This is a genomic window from Rhizobium sp. No.120 (genome assembly GCF_054558365.1).
This window is the reverse complement of the sequence record NZ_BAAJNQ010000002.1, coordinates 352,831-368,122: the sequence shown is the minus strand read 5'-3', so window position 1 is coordinate 368,122 and position 15,292 is coordinate 352,831. Positions and strand designations below refer to the sequence as shown.

Sequence of the window (15,292 nt, the reverse complement as noted above, 5' to 3'; positions counted from 1 at the left end):
TCCAATCTTCGGCCACAAAGCATGATGAGGGCCGAACAGCATGGCGATTCAAAGGCGCACCACGCCATTCGACCGTTGAAAGTCCCTGATACGCAAGCATTGTCGCGTATTTTCCGCTTATAAATTTTCATTTACTGCAAACTTGCATTTAGTATAGAAATTACCAGATACAAGGGGCAATGCCAAAGAGGAGCCCCCCGCAATGCCAGACTGGACAGTGAAAGATATTCCGCCGCAGACGGGCCGCATAGCAGTCATTACCGGTGCCAATAGCGGTATCGGCTATGAGGCGGCAAAGGCCCTCGCAAGCGCCGGTGCAAAGGTGGTCATCGCCTCACGGAACGAGGCCAGGGCCAAGGAGGCGATCACCAAGATTCGTGCAACGACACCCGGGGCAGACGCGACGTTCGAGGCACTCGACCTTGCCAGCCTCGATTCCGTCGCGCGCACGGCAACCCGTATCGCCGATAGGCTGCCACATATCGACCTGCTCATCAACAATGCCGGTGTCATGGCCATTCCGAACAGGCACGAGACCGAAGATGGTTTCGAGATGCAGATGGGCGCCAATTATATCGGCCATTTCGCCTGGACGATGCGGCTGCTGCCGAAGGTTTCTGCGGCCGAAAATCCACGGGTGGTCACGGTTAGCAGCCTGGCGCACCGCAGCGGCCGGATCAATTTCGACGACCTACAGTGGCGCAAACGCTATCGGCCCTGGCCCGCCTATTGCCAATCGAAGCTGGCAACGCTGCTCTTCAGCCTGGAACTCGATCGCATCGCACGCGCCGAAGGCTGGAAGCTTAAAAGCATTGCCGCCCATCCCGGCTATGCCGTCACGGGCCTGCAAACCACTGGTCCCCGCATGGGCAGAAACCGGCCAAGCCTATCCGAACTCGCCATGAAGTGGATGGAGCCGCTTGCCTCGCAATCGGCAGCGGCCGGCGCCCTGCCAACGCTCTTTGCCGCGACAGCGCCGGAAGCGGAAGGCGGCGCCATGTATGGCCCGAACGGTTTCTATGAACTCAAAGGTCCGCCGGTGCGGGCCAAGATTGCCGCTCATGCCCGTGATCAGGCGATCTGGCGGCGGTTGTGGGACGTCTCCGAACAATTGACCGGTTGAAGACAACCCTTCCCGCGACGGTCTGAAAAGAAATCCCCCTCCGCGAAACGGAGAGGGATTTCGTATTACGGGCTAACGCACTGCCGACGCGGACCATTGGTCGGCTGATAGGTATTGTCCGACGCACGATAGGTCTTGTAGCGGCTTGCACACCAGCGGACATGCGCACTGCCGCGCGGCGGCTGTGATACGGCCCCGCCGATGATTGCTCCGGCGGTAAAGGCGGCCATCGGATACCACCAGCCATCATGACGCCGATAGCCGGGACGATGATACCGATAGCCGCGATGGCCATGCCAATAACCCGGACGATAATGCGGACGGTGACGCCCGCGATAGTGCCTGTTGTGATGCCGATATTGAACTTCCGTCAGGCCGGCGGGCTGTTCACCCGTCTGCTGGATGGCCGGCTGGATCAGCGGCTGAATTGGCGCGGCCGCCGCCGGATCGAAAGAGGTGACGGCAAGCAACGCACTCAAGACGGTCACTGTTACGGTTGTCAGAAATCGTTTCACAGCTCTTCTCCTCCCGTCGAGTCGTAATACTGATGAACAACGCGCAATGATAGAAAACCTTTCACAATATTATTGCTTGCGCAAGTACATGCCGCGCGATAGGCCTATAGATAGGAAGCCTATCTATCTATTACCGAGCGAGACGCAATGAATGAAGCCGACCACCATCATGGCAGCGAAGATGCCTACGCGCTTGCCGAAGCGCTACGGCCTGCCCTTCATCGTCTCTATCGACAATTGCGACGCGAGAGCGACGAGGCCGAGTTGTCGCCGCTACATGCCCTGCTGCTGGTCACCATCATTAGCCGACCGGGCATCGGCGTTGCCGAACTGGCACGGATGGAGAGGCTGCGCGGACCGACAATATCAGGGCACGTGAAGGCGATGGAGCGGGACGGCCTTATTGCGCGCGCAGACCCCGATCCGAACGATCGGCGCCGCAATGGCCTGATTGCCACCGAGAAAGGGCAGGAATTCATTCGCCGCCTGAAACAACGGCGAACCGACTGGCTCGCCTCCGAACTCACCAAGCTGTCGCCGCAGCAGCGCGATGCCATTCGCGCCGCCATTGAACCGCTCATGGAGATCGGACGATGAATACCGCTCGCCCGAATGTTGTCCCACCATCCGCTCCGGCAGCAGATGCCCCGCCCGATCGTCGCGAGATCCGCGCCGTCATCCTCGGGCTGATGATCGTTCTCGGCCTCGGCGCCATAGACCAGAGCATCGTCGCGACGGCGCTGCCGCGTATCGTCAGCGATCTCGGCGGGCTGACGCACCTCTCCTGGGTGGTCAGCGCCTATGTGCTCGCCTCAACCAGCACCATGCCGCTCTACGGCAAGCTCAGCGACCAATATGGCCGCAAGCCGATGATCTATGCGGCAATCCTCATCTTTCTTCTCGGCTCAGTGCTGAGCGGCATGGCGCAGACGCTGATGCAGCTGATCATCTTCCGGGCGATCCAGGGCATCGGTGCAGGCGGATTGCTGCCGCTGGCGCAGATCATCATCGGCGACCTGGTGCCGCCGGCGAAACGCGGTCGCAATCAGGGTTCGATCGCCGCCGTCTTTGCGGTTTGCAGCGTCATCGGCCCGGTCGTCGGCGGCGTCATTACCGATCTACTGTCATGGCACTGGATCTTCTACGTCAACCTGCCGATCGGCGCCGTCGCCCTCGTCATGATCGGCCGGGCGCTTAAGCGGCCGCATCAGGCACGCAGCCGCCACATCGACTATCTCGGCGCGGCGCTGCTGACCGGCTGCACGACGAGCTTCCTGCTGGTGCTGGCGCTCGGCGGCAATGAATGGGCCTGGAACTCGCCCGAGATTTTCGGCCTTTCCGCCCTCGCATTGGTTCTCTTCATCTTTTTCATTCTGCATATCCGGCGTGAACCCGAGCCAGTGCTGCCGCCCGATCTCTTCCGCAACCGGCTCTTCGTCGTCGCCTGCATCGTGCTCGCCCTCACCTTCATGGGCATGCTGGGCGCAAGCCTTTTCTTTCCGTTGTTCTTTCAGATGGTCATGGGGGTCAGCGCCTCGCATTCCGGCCTGCTTACCGGCCCGCTGATGATCGGCGTCGTCATCTCCTCTATGGTCAACGGGCGCGTCCTGCTGCATCGCGTCGGGCGCTACAAGCCGGCGCAGCTCTGCGGCCTCAGCGTCGCGACCGCTGCCTTCGCCGTGCTCGCCTGGGCGGCCGCCACCAGCCAGGACTTCTGGATCATCGAGCCGACGATATTTGCTCTCGGTCTCGGCCTTGGCCTCGTCATGCCCACAATGACGATCGCGGTACAGAATGCCCTGCCCTTTGCCCATCGCGGCGTGGGAACGGCGACGCTCGCCTTCTTCCGCTCGCTCGGCGGCCTCATCGGCGTCACCGGCTCGGGGGCCATTCTTGCCTATCGCGTTCAGAATGCCGGCGGCGTCCTCGACGGGATGCGTGGTTCGTCATTGACGGAAGCCGGCATGAAGCAGCTCGCCACCGCCTCCCCCGAAGCGCATGCCGCCGCGATAGCGCTCTATCGTCACGCGATCGCCATGACCTTTGCGACGGGCACGGCGATTGTAGCGCTGGCACTGATCGTGCTGTTGTTTCTACCGGAATTGCCGCTGAAGATGGATCATGGGCCGGAAACGAAGCGGCAGGGTTGAGCGACGCAAAGCGACGTCAAGCCCCTCAATACTTGCCGCGATTATCCGACGGCAGGTCCATGGGGCACAAACATCATGCCATCAGTCAAAAATATAAATGGAAAAAATGGCGCACCCGAAGAGATTCGAACTCCTGACCCCCAGATTCGTAGTCTGGTGCTCTATCCAGCTGAGCTACGGGTGCGTGGCCGAAACGGAAGAAACCGTTGGCGTGGGCGGTTCTCTAAAGCGTCCCTCGAGGGAATGCAAGTGGATTTCTGAAAAAGATCGCAATTTTCGTGCATAGCGATCTCAAGCAACTGAAAACAATCAGTTTTCTTGCAAGCTTCTGCTGCGGTAATCATCGAGGGAAACCGGGCGGTCGGGAATCTCGATGCGAAACTGCGTGCCGGGCGCCGGTTTTTCGACGAGCGCAATGGTGCCGCCATGGGCGAGGACGAGTTCGCGGGCGATCGCCAGGCCAAGGCCGGTGCCGCCGGAGCGGGCCGAACCACGGAAGGCCGTAAACAAATTCTCCCTCGCCTTTTGCGGCATGCCCGGACCGGTGTCGTCGACGGTGATGCTGACGACGCTGCCGATCCGATGCGCCGAAACCGTGATCCGCCTGACACTGTCGGTCTCCGCCTCGCCGAAAGCGATCAGCGCCTGATGGGCATTGCGGCAGAGATTGTGGATGACACGGAAGAGTTGCTCGCTATCGGCATCGACCTCCAGATCCGGGCTGAGCTGTTCGATGAACTCGATGCCGCTATCCGGATCGATCGCCAGAATATCGCGAACCTCTTCGATCAGCTCGAATATGCGAATCTTGCGCCGGCGCGGCGCCGATTCGGAGGTCTGGCCAAAGGAAAGAACCTCGGTCGTATAGCCGACGGCGCGATCGATGGTGCGCAGCAGCTTCGGCGCGAAGCGCTTGACCATTGGATCGTCGACATCGACCAAACGGTCCGACATAAGCTGCGCGGCCGAGAGAATATTGCGCATGTCGTGGTTGATCTTCGACACGGCCAGCCCAAGCGCTGCCAAGTTCTTCTGCTGCTTCAAGGTCTTCTGCAATTGCGACTGCATCGCGGCGAGATGTCGCCCGGCGACGGCCAGCTCGTCGCGGCCCTTCTCCGGTACGAGAATACGGCCGGGATCCTCCGGATCGTCGGAATAGGACTGCATGCTATCCGTCAGACGGCGGATAGGACGGATCATCATGCGATTGATCGCAAAGAAGATCAGTGTCGCAGTGAACAGCGAGATGAGGATGGAGACGAAGAAGACGCTGGTCGAATAGGCAAGCATCGCATTGCGCAGCCGGGTATCCTTCAGCACCACCTCAATACCCGTATTGGCATCGCCGCCGACCGGACCGAAAACGCGGATGATGCGATTGCCACCGAACAGCAGCGTATCGAGCGCATCCTTGATGGCGGTGAGTTGGGACACGTCGCTCAGATCGTACTTCTCATCGACGGCGGCCGGCATCTCGGCTGTTGCCAGCAGCCGTGACGTGCCGTCCTTGCGCAGAACGATGGCCCGCGTGCCCGTCGCCATCAGCGTCTCCTTTTGCAGAGCGCGAGGCAGTTCGGCCGGCTGCAGGCCGTCGATCACGATAGCGGCGGCGGCGGCGGTGTTCAGCCGGTCCTGCAGCCAGCGTAGTCGCATATTGGCGACCGACGGCACGAAAATCAGCACTTCCGCCAACGAGATGAAAACAATGGTGAGGATGAGGAGCTTGCCGGAAAGGCCGCCGAAAATGCCTGTGGGTCGGCAAAGCTGTGACAGGCGGCCTTTTTCGACCTTGCCGTTCTTTACGGCATCCTTGTCCTGTCCACTGTCCATTTCAATTATCCCGCTCGCTGCAAAGCGATCCGATGCGACCTGATCGATACAAGATAATAGGCGATTGTGGAGTTTTTTCCAATCGGCTCGGGATTTCCGCAAAAGGCGAAAACCGGCAGCGACGCTTAGGCGCCGCAGCCGACCTCATATCTGACGGATCAGAACTCTTCCCAGCCCTGCGCCGCGGTGGCCGGAGCAAGCGCCCCGCCGCCGCCAAAGGCAGTCGCGACCCTGTCGATCATGCGGCGCGCCGGCGAGGCGGCCGGACGATGCGTATCGGCGCGGGCCGCAACGGGAGCGGAAGCATTGATTGCATCGACCTTGAAGCGGGAGACGAGTTGAACAAGCCCATCCGCCTCGGCCGCCAGCCGATGGGTTGCGGCTGAAGTCTCTTCGACCATGGCGGCATTGCGTTGCGTAACCTCATCCATCTGGTTGACGGCATTGTTCACCTCGGACAGGCCCGTTGCCTGCTCGCGCGCCGCCGTTGCGATCGAATGAATGTGATCGTTGATCTTGAGCACCCGGGCCTCAATGGACGACAGTGCCTCGCCGGTCGCCTGCACCAGCTTGACGCCGACCTGTACCTCGTTACCCGATTTGCCGATCAGCGCCTTGATGTCCTTGGCGGCAGTCGCAGAGCGCTGAGCAAGCTCACGCACTTCCTGGGCAACGACGGCAAAACCTTTGCCCGCCTCGCCGGCGCGCGCGGCCTCGACGCCCGCATTCAACGCCAGAAGATTGGTCTGGAAGGCGATGTCGTCGATCACACCGATGATCTGGCTGATCTCGCCGGATGCCTGCTCGATGCGCCCCATGGCGTCGATGGCGTTGCGCACGACCGTGCCGGAACGAGCCGCATCGTCCTTGGCCTCGCTCACCATGACGCTGGCTTCGCGCGCCCGCTCAGTGGAGTTCTGCACGACGGAGGTGATCTCGTCGAGCGCTGCCGAGGTCTCTTCCAGAGCTGCCGCCTGCTGTTCGGTACGCTTGGAAAGGTCGTCGCTGGCGTGACGGAGCTCGTTGGTATTGGAATTGATCGATCCTGTGGTCTCGCGCACTTCGCGCATTGTGGTTTTGAGCGTCTCGAACGTCGCATTGACATTCTGCTGCAGCTCGGCGAAGGCGCCCTGGAAATTGCCCTTCATCGCCTGGGTCAAGTCTCCCTCAGCCAAGCTCGCGATGACGCGGCGGACTTCGCCGATACCCGTGTCGACGCTCACAAGCAGCTCGTTCACATTGCCGGCGAAACGATTGAGGTTGACGTCGCCATAGTCCTTAGCGATACGCTGGCTGAAATCACCGGCCGCCGCGGCAGAGACTGCGAGAGACATGCTCGACTGAAGCTCATCGCTTTTTGCGCGCAAAGCAGCTTCTTCGGCGTTCATGCGGCGCACGGCCTTGCCGTTTTCCTTGAAGACATCGACGGCCGCCGCCATCTCGCCGATTTCGTCCTCGCGGCCGGCAAATGGCACTTCGATATCGAAATGGCCATCGGCGACATTCTTTATTGCATCGGTCACCTTACGGATCGGGCGGCTCAAATGGACTGTTCCAATATAGGCGCCGAGGCCGACACCCGCTACGATGCCGGCAATCATGATTCCGAGGACGACCCACAGGACGCTGCTGTGAAAGGCTGCAATCTCGGTCTCTGCCTTTGCAAGCTCCGCCTTGTCGGTTTGGACGATCGCATCGATCTCTGCCTGGAAAGCCTTGCGATTGGCGCGGTTGGCTTCATTGTTGCCCTGCTTGCCGGCGGCATCCGGGCCATCGGTCACGCCGAGCCTTGCCGTTTCCGTACGAAAGCCACGAAACTCCTGGGCACGGGCCTGCAGCTTGGTGAATTCTGCCTTTTGTGTCTCCGGCACCAACGGCGCCCAGCTTGCAAGCACCTTGTCGATTTCGTCGAGATCGGCCATCAATCCATCGGCAAAGGGCTTGGCATCCTTGGCTGCGGCGGCGGCATAAATGCCGCGCGCTTCCATGACCACCGCGGTCACGTAACGATTCAGGCGCTCGCCCATGAAGGCACGGCTCGCCGTCTGCTCATAGCTCTGTAATTTCTGGTCATATTGATGCAATGCATAGAGGGCAGTGACGCCAATCAGAAGCGCCGCTCCGGCCATGACAGATACAAGCAGATTTATTTTGCCGCGAATTCTCACAATACCCCTCCGACGCCGCCCCACCCCCAAAAATCGATGGGTTTCCGACTTTGACTAGATATCGACTAAATTAATTAACGTTCGCTTGAAGTACTTTTGGCGTATTCACAGATTGATTTTATGATGTATTTCAGGGCCCACTTAAATTCTTCTGGCGAATTATTCGGTCTGCAGCGACATGCAGCAACCGATCTTCCAAGGCCTTCAGCAGTGCGAATTTGCCTGATTTCAAGGAATCTGCGCTCCTATAATTGACTTCCGGGGCCTTGATCCGTATAAGCCCGCGCACGTCCGGTCATGGTGCCTGCATTTGCGGGCTAAGTCCGTTCGCCATAATCAACAGCGCTCGTTGCTCAAAGCAAAGCTCAAGAAGGGCCGCACTCCGCGGTGTTTAAATAAATGAAGCGTACCTACCAACCATCCAAGCTTGTCCGCAAGCGTCGTCACGGCTTCCGTGCGCGCATGGCCACCAAGGGCGGCCGTGCGGTTCTTTCCGCTCGCCGTAATCGCGGCCGCAAGCGTCTTTCGGCCTAAGGGCCGAAGTGCCCGATAATCCAGGATGGCGGGCAAATTGACGAATGAACGACCAAAAAAGACTGTCGGGCGGCTGAAAAGCCGGCCGCAGTTTCTTGCAGTCCGTGAAGGCGAGAAGCGCAGAGGCAGCTTCTTCCTCATTGAAATGCTGGACCGCAAGACCGCCGACGCCGAACCCCGCGTCGGTTTTACCGTTACCAAAAAACATGGCAACGCGGTGGAGCGCAACCGCATGCGGCGCAGGCTGAAAGAAGCCGTGCGGCTTCACGCCGGATTTGCAATGCAGCCCGGACACGACTATGTGGTTGTCGCGCGACGCGAGGTGCTGACAGCGCCTTTCGAAAAACTGGCGAGCGAACTCGTAAGCCGCATCGAAACCAGGCCGAAACACCGGCGGTCGGAAAAGGACCGCTCCAGGAAAGTATGATGGAAAACAACCGCAATTACTTCATTGCAATTGCACTGTCCGTGCTGATTGTTCTCGGCTGGCAGTTTTTCTACATGAACCCGCGCCTCGAAGCGCAGCGTCAGGCCGAGCAGGCCGCCAAGCAGCACCAGCAGGCGCAGCAGGCCCAGACGACGCAGCCAGCTCCTGCGGGCACTGCGGTCAACGGTTCGCTGCCGGCAAACGGCCAGACGACCTCGGCGGTCCTCACCCGTGACCAGTCGGTCGAAAAGACCGCATCCGCGCGCGTTGTCATCGATACGCCGGCCCTTGCCGGCTCCATCAACCTGGAAGGCGCCCGCCTCGACGATCTCCGTCTGAAGGCCTATCACGAGACTGTCGACAAGAGCAGCCCGATCATAACGTTGTTCAGCCCGGCCGACACCAAGGATGGCTATTTCACCGAACTCGGCTACGTCGGCAGCGACGCGACCGGTGCAGTCCCCGGCCCTTCGACGCTTTGGAAGCTCGCAAGCGGCGACAAGCTGACCGACAAGACGCCGGTGACGCTCTCCTACACCAATGACAAGGGCATCACCTTCAGCCGCACGATCTCCGTCGACGATCGCTATATGTTCACGATCACCGACAAGATCGCCAACGCCAGCCAGGCGCCGATTGCACTGTCGAGCTATGGCCGCGTCACCCGCTATAACAAGCCCGAGACGCCTTCCGCCTACGTCCTGCATGAAGGTTTCATCGGCGTTATCGGCGATGACGGCCTGATCGAGACCAAATATGCGTCTACCGAAAAGGAAGCCACGACGCCCGCCAAGGCGACCGGCGGCTGGCTCGGCATGACGGACAAGTATTGGGCCGCAACCATCGTGCCGCCGCAGTCGACCGCTTATGACGCCCGCTTCTCGCACTTCGCTGATGGCACGCCGCGTTATCAGGCAGATTACAAGCAGGATGCGATCACGGTAGCCCCCGGCCAGTCGATCGACCTGAAGAACCTCGTCTTCGCCGGCGCCAAGGAAGTTCCGGTCATCGACCGCTATGAGACCAGCTATTCGATCCCGCGCTTCGACCGCCTGATCGACTGGGGCTGGTTCTATTTCATCACCAAGCCGATGTTCAAGCTGATGGATTTCTTCTTCCGCTACTTCGGCAATTTCGGCGTCGCCATCCTCTGCACCACTATCGTCGTCAAGGCGCTCTTCTTCCCGCTCGCCAGCCGGCAATATGCCTCCATGGCGAACATGAAGCGCGTGCAGCCGAAGATGGAGGAACTGAAGGCCAAGTTTGGCGACGACCGCATGGCCCTGCAGCAGGCGACCATGCAGCTCTACAAGGAAGAGAAGATCAATCCGATCGCGGGCTGCTGGCCGGTGCTCTTGCAGATCCCGATCTTCTTCTCGCTCTACAAGGTGATCTACATCACCATCGAGATGCGCCACGCGCCGTTCTTCGGCTGGATCCAGGATCTTTCCGCGCCGGATCCGACCTCGATCGTCAACCTGTTCGGCCTGCTGCCCTTTGCGGCTCCGACCTTCCTGCATCTCGGCATCTGGCCGCTGATCATGGGCGTCACCATGTTCTTCCAGATGCGTATGAACCCGACGCCCCCCGATCCGACCCAGGCGATGATCTTCAACTGGATGCCGCTGGTCTTCATGTTCATGCTGGCAAGCTTCCCAGCCGGCCTTGTGATCTACTGGGCCTGGAACAACACGCTCTCGGTCATCCAGCAGTCGATCATCATGAAGCGCCACGGCGTGAAGGTGGAACTCTTCGACAATCTGAAGAGCCTCTTCAAACGAAAACCGGCGCCATCGAAATGACGACAAAAGCCTCGCTCCGGCGGGGCTTTTCTTTTTCCGGCGGCAGGTGCGTTCGACGCGACCTCCAGCACCGATGCGCCGCCCATCATGGCTCATCGCAATGCTGCGATGGAAGATAGCGCAACGATGGAAAGCCCGCCGAGAGCGGCCGTGATGGCGAGTGACGGCGTGATGCCGATATTCTCCATCGCGAAGGCCAGAGCGAACGGGGCAAGAGCTGAAAGCATCAGCCGCGCCGCCATCATCTTCCCCTGAAGCTTCCCGTAGCCGTCACTGCCGAAAAGATGCAGAGGCAACGTCCCGGTGACGATGCTGAGGAGGCCGTTGCCCATGCCGAAGATCATCGCGAAGGCCATGGCGCCGGGCAAGGAGGGAGCCGAAAGCATAAGCACCAGCACACCTGCCGGAATCAGCATCGAAGCGATCACGGCCAGATGGAGTGCTGGCAGGTTCTTGCCGAAAACCATATTGGTGAGGCGGCTGCCGACCTGCGATGGGCCGAAGAGCGTCCCTACGAGAGCGGCGGTCGCACTAAGACCGAGGCCGGATAGCAGTGGCACCAGATGCACCAGAACGGCCGAACTGACCAGCGACATCAGCGAAAAACCCGTAACCATGATTGCAAAGCCAAGGCGACGGCGAGCAGGTGGCAACACACCCTCTACGCGCCGAGCTACGGTCGATGCCTTCGCACCGCGCGAGACTCCCTGACGCGACAACCAGGCGTGGATTGGTAGGCAGATACTAAGGTTGAGCGCGGCGAAAGCCAAATAGACGTTCTGCCATGTGAGATGCGCATGAAGTGCCGTGGTCATCGGCCAGAAGATTGTCGAGGCGAATCCGCCGATCAGCGTCAGATAGGTAATGCTGCGGGAGGCGACCTGCGGTCGGATTTGCACGAGCAGCGCAAAGGCCGCGCCATACTGGACCAGGTTGGCGGAAGCTTCGATCGCAACAAGTGCGGCGACATAGGCTGCCTTGTTGGGCGCAAAGGCACAGGCGGCCAGGGCGACAGCCGCTATGAGGGAGCCGATCGTCATCACTCGGGCGGCGCCGATCCTGTCGAACAGCACGCCGAGCCATGGTGCGGTGAGGCCGCCGATCAGAAGCGCGGCTGACAGCGCGCCGAAAACCCATTCGCTCGACCACGCGAACTGCGCAGCCATATCGGGCGCGAGGATGCTGAAACTGTAGTAGAGAGTGCCGTACCCGATAATCTGCGTGATGCCGAGCGCAAGCACGGCAAGAAGAGGCACCCGTTCAGACAAGGCGCTTGCCGTCAGCATCGAGAACCTGCTCGCCATCTTCCTTTACGAACGGGCCTTTATGCGTATCTGGCAAGATATCCAGGACGACTTCCGAAGGCCGGGCCAGGCGCGTGCCTATGGGCGTGACGACGAACGGGCGGTTGATCAGGATCGGATCCTTCAACATGGCTTCGAGCAACTGGGCATCGGTCAGGTCCGGATTGTCGAGGTGGAGTTCGGCATAGGGCGTGCCATTTTGGCGGATCGCCTGCCGGACAGTCAAACCCGCATCGGCAATCATCTTGATGAGATCATCGCGACTTGGTGGATTGCTCAGATATTCGATGACGATGGGCTCGATGCCGGCATTGCGGATCATCGCCAGCGTATTGCGCGATGTGCCGCAGTCGGGATTGTGGTAGATCGTGACATCCATGGTCATGGGGCAAGTTCCGTTTCAGCGAGAGTTTGAGGATTGCGGGCTTCCATCAGTAGCCAGCTCGCGAGCAACACCGCCAGCAATGCGCCGAGGACTTCCGCGACGATGAAACCCGGCAGATCGACAGGGCGGATGCCGGCGAAGGTGTTCGTCAGCGAGCGGGCGATTGCGACAGCCGGATTGGCGAAAGAGGTGGAAGCGGTGAACCAGTACGCAGCCGTGATGTAGAGGCCGACCAGCCATGCCACGGCGTCGGCGCGAAACCGCAGCCCGGCGAGGATGACGAAGACAAGGCCGAAGGTGGCCGTCACCTCGGCCAGCCATTGCGCGCCGCCGCTGCGAATGGTCGTCGAGGCCTGCAGCAACGGCAGTTCGAACATGGCATGCGCAAGGATCGTTCCGAAAATCCCGCCAAGGATCTGGGCGACGACATAGCCCAAAGCCGACATCGAGGTCAGCTCGCGGCGTATCGCAAAGACCAACGACACGACCGGGTTGAAGTGAGCGCCGGATATCGGCCCCAGGACGGTGATCAGCACGACGAGGATCGCACCCGTAGGCAGCGTATTGGCGAGCAGCGCAAGCGCCGTATCGGTTGTCAGCCTGTCCGCCATGATGCCCGAACCGACCACCGTCGTGACCAGAAGACCCGTGCCCAAGGCCTCCGAGAAAAGACGGCGCGAAAGCGGAAAAGATGTCATGGTTTCAGGCCCCAGATCAGCATATTCAAGGAACGTTTCTCGCAGCTGGTACGCAGCAGGCAGCGACTTGTGTCGCCGGCGCGCAGACCTCCGGGTGCCCCGCGCAGCAGTCCTCCATCAGGAAGCGGACGAGACCTCCGAGCACATGGTAGTTGGCGGTGTAGACGATAGAGCGGGATTCCCGTTGCTGGCCCACGAGTCCGGCCCGATCCAGTTCCTTCAGATGGAACGAGACATTCGAGGGCGACACGTCGAGCTTTTCTGCAATCGCGCCCGCAGCCATGCCGTCAGGACCGGCAACGACGAGCATGCGGACGATCTGCAGGCGGGTCTCCTGAGAGAGAGCGCCGAACGAAGCGAGGGCTTGACCTTCATCCATATTTCAATAATCCTTGAAACGTTGAAATATGGAGTACCTCAAATGAACACGATCGACAAGACCCCAGCTTCGGATATCAGCATCGGCCTTCTGCTTGAGACCTTGGCCGCTTCCCGCGATCTGCCCCTTATATTCCGCTATGACGGACGGCCGGTGAGGCCGGGCTATCATGTCACAGAAGTCAAAGCCGGGCAGTTTTCGGCACTGGACTGCGGGGCCAATCCGGAAACATGGGCGGAGATTTTCGTGCAGCTTTGGGATATCGACGAAGGCAACCGCACGCATATGCCAGCGGGCAAATTCGCCGCTATCATCGGCAAAGTTTCCGAGCACGTGCAGCTCGACGGTTCCGCAAGGCTGACCTTTGAAGTAAGCGACGGGGTGCAGCCGATGCAGCTCTACTGTGCATCGACTCCCGCTATCGGTAACGGTGCGGTGCATGTCAACCTCATTCCCCGCGCAGCTAGCTGCAAGCCGCGTGACCGGTGGCTGGTCGGGCAAGCTCAAGCGGCCGCTTGCTGTGGCCCAGCAAATGCCGTCACGTGTTGCGGTTAGCCATTACCGACTCTTTGAGGCGGCATCGAAGCTCGGCGGCACGAAGCCAAATGCCGATCAAAACTTGACTTTCTTGAGCAAAACCTCGAAGCCAGACCATCAACGCAAGCAAAAGACTGAGCAAATGGCAGATCAGACGACAAAAGACGACAAGCCGCTTTTCGGGCGTCCGTGGATTTTCATTCGCGGCGTGCCGTCGATGAAATTTCTGCCGCCGGAAGGGCCGCCGGAAATCGCTTTTGCCGGCCGCTCCAATGTCGGCAAGTCGTCGCTGATCAATGCCCTGGTCGGGCATAAGGGGCTGGCGCGTACCTCGAATACGCCGGGGCGCACCCAGGAACTCAACTATTTCGTTCCCGATGGTTTTTCCGGCGAGAGCGGCGACCTGCCACCGATGGCTCTGGTTGACATGCCGGGTTACGGCTATGCCGAAGCACCGAAGGATCAGGTGGATGCCTGGACGAAACTGGTATTCGACTATCTGCGCGGACGCACGACGCTGAAGCGCGTCTATGTACTGATCGACAGCCGGCATGGTATCAAGAAGAACGATGCGGAGGTTCTGGACCTTCTCGACAAGGCGGCAGTTTCCTATCAGATCGTGCTGACCAAGACCGACAAGATCAAAGAGGCGGGCATACCGAAGCTGCTCGCCGATACCGCTGAAAAAATTCGTAAGCGCGCCGCCGCCTATCCCGGCATCCTTGCCACGTCATCGGAAAAGGGCGTTGGTCTTCAGGAGTTGCGCGAGGCCATTGGCGTGACGGTCGGCATCCAGGTTTGAGGATGGCATCGATCTAACGCAGCCGCCGCCCCCTGACCTCGTATCAGGAGACGACGACCGTGTTGCCGATGGGGATTACATCTTCGGCAACAACACTTTGTCGACGACATGGATTACGCCGTTCGACTGTTTGACGTCGGCGATGGTGATGTGAGCGGTGCCGCCCGCTTCGTCGGTCAACGTCAGCTTGCTGCCCTTGGCCATAGCCTTGATCGTGCAGCCACCGACGGTCTTCAGATCGTATTCACCGCCTTTGCTCTTTGCCCATTTATCGATGGCGGCCGCCATGTCGTCACCGGCCACGACATGGCAGGTCAGGATCTTGACCAACTTCTCCTTGTTCTCAGGCTTCAGCAATGTTTCGACCGTGCCCGCCGGCAATTGTTTGAACGCTTCATTGGTCGGCGCGAAGACGGTGAATGGGCCCTTGCCCTCAAGCGTATCGACGAGGCCAGCCGCCTTAACGGCTGCGACCAGGGTCGTGTGGTCCTTGGAGTTCACGGCATTCTGGATGATGTTCTTGCTGGCATACATCGCAGCGCCGCCGACCATCGGGTCCTTGGCATAGGCAAGACTGCTTGCAGCGGAGAGCATTGCAGCTGCGGCAGCAATGCGAAATACGGTCTTGATCATAACGT

Annotated in this window: 16 protein-coding genes and 1 tRNA gene; 8 read left to right on the top strand and 9 right to left on the bottom strand. The window is 60.0% G+C overall.

Annotation, left to right across the window (positions count from 1 at the left end):
* Positions 1–202: 202 nt before the first annotated feature.
* Complete coding sequence (locus ACYJRZ_RS07515; protein WP_459457610.1) at positions 203–1,123, top strand: oxidoreductase; 921 nt, start codon at positions 203–205, stop codon at positions 1,121–1,123.
* A 65-nt stretch (positions 1,124–1,188) separates the two neighbouring features.
* On the opposite strand, the gene ACYJRZ_RS07510 is transcribed toward ACYJRZ_RS07515, so the two are convergent.
* Entirely contained in the window at positions 1,189–1,638 is a 450-nt protein-coding gene (locus tag ACYJRZ_RS07510; RefSeq protein ID WP_459457608.1) for a BA14K family protein, read from the bottom strand.
* 147 nt (positions 1,639–1,785) lie between these two features.
* Between ACYJRZ_RS07510 and ACYJRZ_RS07505 the strand changes: the two genes are divergently transcribed.
* Together ACYJRZ_RS07505 and ACYJRZ_RS07500 are read left to right on the top strand one after the other, a co-directional pair.
* Positions 1,786–2,235, top strand: a complete 450-nt coding sequence (locus tag ACYJRZ_RS07505) for a MarR family winged helix-turn-helix transcriptional regulator (RefSeq protein WP_459457606.1) — start codon at positions 1,786–1,788, stop codon at positions 2,233–2,235.
* Positions 2,232–3,788: an MDR family MFS transporter gene (locus tag ACYJRZ_RS07500; protein ID WP_459457604.1), complete on the top strand. Its 1,557-nt coding sequence runs from the start codon at positions 2,232–2,234 to the stop codon at positions 3,786–3,788. The genes ACYJRZ_RS07505 and ACYJRZ_RS07500 overlap by 4 nt, the downstream gene beginning before the upstream one ends.
* Positions 3,789–3,895: 107 nt before the next feature.
* Here the strand turns inward: ACYJRZ_RS07500 and ACYJRZ_RS07495 are convergent.
* The 3 genes from ACYJRZ_RS07495 to ACYJRZ_RS07485 form a co-directional block, all read right to left on the bottom strand.
* Positions 3,896–3,972: transfer RNA gene (locus ACYJRZ_RS07495), tRNA-Arg, on the bottom strand.
* 125 nt (positions 3,973–4,097) lie between these two features.
* Positions 4,098–5,618 carry an ATP-binding protein gene (locus ACYJRZ_RS07490; protein WP_459457602.1) on the bottom strand — a complete coding sequence of 507 codons (1,521 nt, stop codon included), beginning with the start codon at positions 5,616–5,618 and terminating at the stop codon, positions 4,098–4,100.
* 158 nt (positions 5,619–5,776) lie between these two features.
* On the bottom strand, positions 5,777–7,786 hold the full coding sequence (locus tag ACYJRZ_RS07485) for a methyl-accepting chemotaxis protein (protein ID WP_459457600.1): 2,010 nt from the start codon (positions 7,784–7,786) through the stop codon (positions 5,777–5,779).
* 399 nt (positions 7,787–8,185) lie between these two features.
* Between ACYJRZ_RS07485 and rpmH the strand changes: the two genes are divergently transcribed.
* Genes rpmH through yidC form a run of 3 tightly spaced genes read left to right on the top strand, consistent with a single transcriptional unit; the run spans position 8,186 to position 10,549 of the window.
* Positions 8,186–8,320 carry a 50S ribosomal protein L34 gene (gene rpmH, locus ACYJRZ_RS07480; protein ID WP_041677194.1) on the top strand — a complete coding sequence of 45 codons (135 nt, stop codon included), beginning with the start codon at positions 8,186–8,188 and terminating at the stop codon, positions 8,318–8,320.
* A 25-nt stretch (positions 8,321–8,345) separates the two neighbouring features.
* A complete protein-coding gene (rnpA, locus tag ACYJRZ_RS07475; protein WP_015338668.1) occupies positions 8,346–8,747 on the top strand; it encodes a ribonuclease P protein component in 402 nt (133 codons plus the stop codon).
* Complete coding sequence (gene yidC, locus ACYJRZ_RS07470) at positions 8,747–10,549, top strand: membrane protein insertase YidC (RefSeq protein ID WP_459458681.1); 1,803 nt, start codon at positions 8,747–8,749, stop codon at positions 10,547–10,549. Before rnpA ends, yidC begins: the two co-directional genes overlap by 1 nt.
* Positions 10,550–10,641: 92 nt before the next feature.
* Here yidC and arsK read toward each other — a convergent pair whose 3' ends face one another.
* Genes arsK through ACYJRZ_RS07450 form a run of 4 tightly spaced genes read right to left on the bottom strand, consistent with a single transcriptional unit; the run spans position 10,642 to position 13,315 of the window.
* Positions 10,642–11,853 carry an arsenite efflux MFS transporter ArsK gene (gene arsK / locus ACYJRZ_RS07465; RefSeq protein WP_459457597.1) on the bottom strand — a complete coding sequence of 404 codons (1,212 nt, stop codon included), beginning with the start codon at positions 11,851–11,853 and terminating at the stop codon, positions 10,642–10,644.
* Complete coding sequence (gene arsC / locus ACYJRZ_RS07460; protein WP_459457595.1) at positions 11,810–12,238, bottom strand: arsenate reductase (glutaredoxin); 429 nt, start codon at positions 12,236–12,238, stop codon at positions 11,810–11,812. Before arsC ends, arsK begins: the two co-directional genes overlap by 44 nt.
* The gene (locus tag ACYJRZ_RS07455; RefSeq protein ID WP_459457593.1) at positions 12,235–12,936 is read right to left on the bottom strand and encodes an aquaporin; all 702 of its coding nucleotides are present in this window, start codon (positions 12,934–12,936) and stop codon (positions 12,235–12,237) included. The genes arsC and ACYJRZ_RS07455 overlap by 4 nt, the downstream gene beginning before the upstream one ends.
* Before the next feature lie 25 nt (positions 12,937–12,961).
* Positions 12,962–13,315 (bottom strand): ArsR/SmtB family transcription factor, encoded by a 354-nt coding sequence (locus tag ACYJRZ_RS07450; protein ID WP_459457591.1) that lies wholly within the window; start codon positions 13,313–13,315, stop codon positions 12,962–12,964.
* A gap of 42 nt (positions 13,316–13,357) precedes the next feature.
* Here ACYJRZ_RS07450 and ACYJRZ_RS07445 point away from each other — a divergent pair, with 42 nt between their 5' ends.
* Together ACYJRZ_RS07445 and yihA are read left to right on the top strand one after the other, a co-directional pair.
* Positions 13,358–13,870 carry a DUF6428 family protein gene (locus ACYJRZ_RS07445; protein ID WP_459457589.1) on the top strand — a complete coding sequence of 171 codons (513 nt, stop codon included), beginning with the start codon at positions 13,358–13,360 and terminating at the stop codon, positions 13,868–13,870.
* A gap of 124 nt (positions 13,871–13,994) precedes the next feature.
* On the top strand, positions 13,995–14,654 hold the full coding sequence (yihA, locus tag ACYJRZ_RS07440) for a ribosome biogenesis GTP-binding protein YihA/YsxC (RefSeq protein ID WP_459457587.1): 660 nt from the start codon (positions 13,995–13,997) through the stop codon (positions 14,652–14,654).
* Positions 14,655–14,729: 75 nt separating this feature from the next.
* Here yihA and ACYJRZ_RS07435 read toward each other — a convergent pair whose 3' ends face one another.
* Entirely contained in the window at positions 14,730–15,287 is a 558-nt protein-coding gene (locus ACYJRZ_RS07435; protein ID WP_459457585.1) for a fasciclin domain-containing protein, read from the bottom strand.
* Positions 15,288–15,292 lie beyond the last annotated feature (5 nt).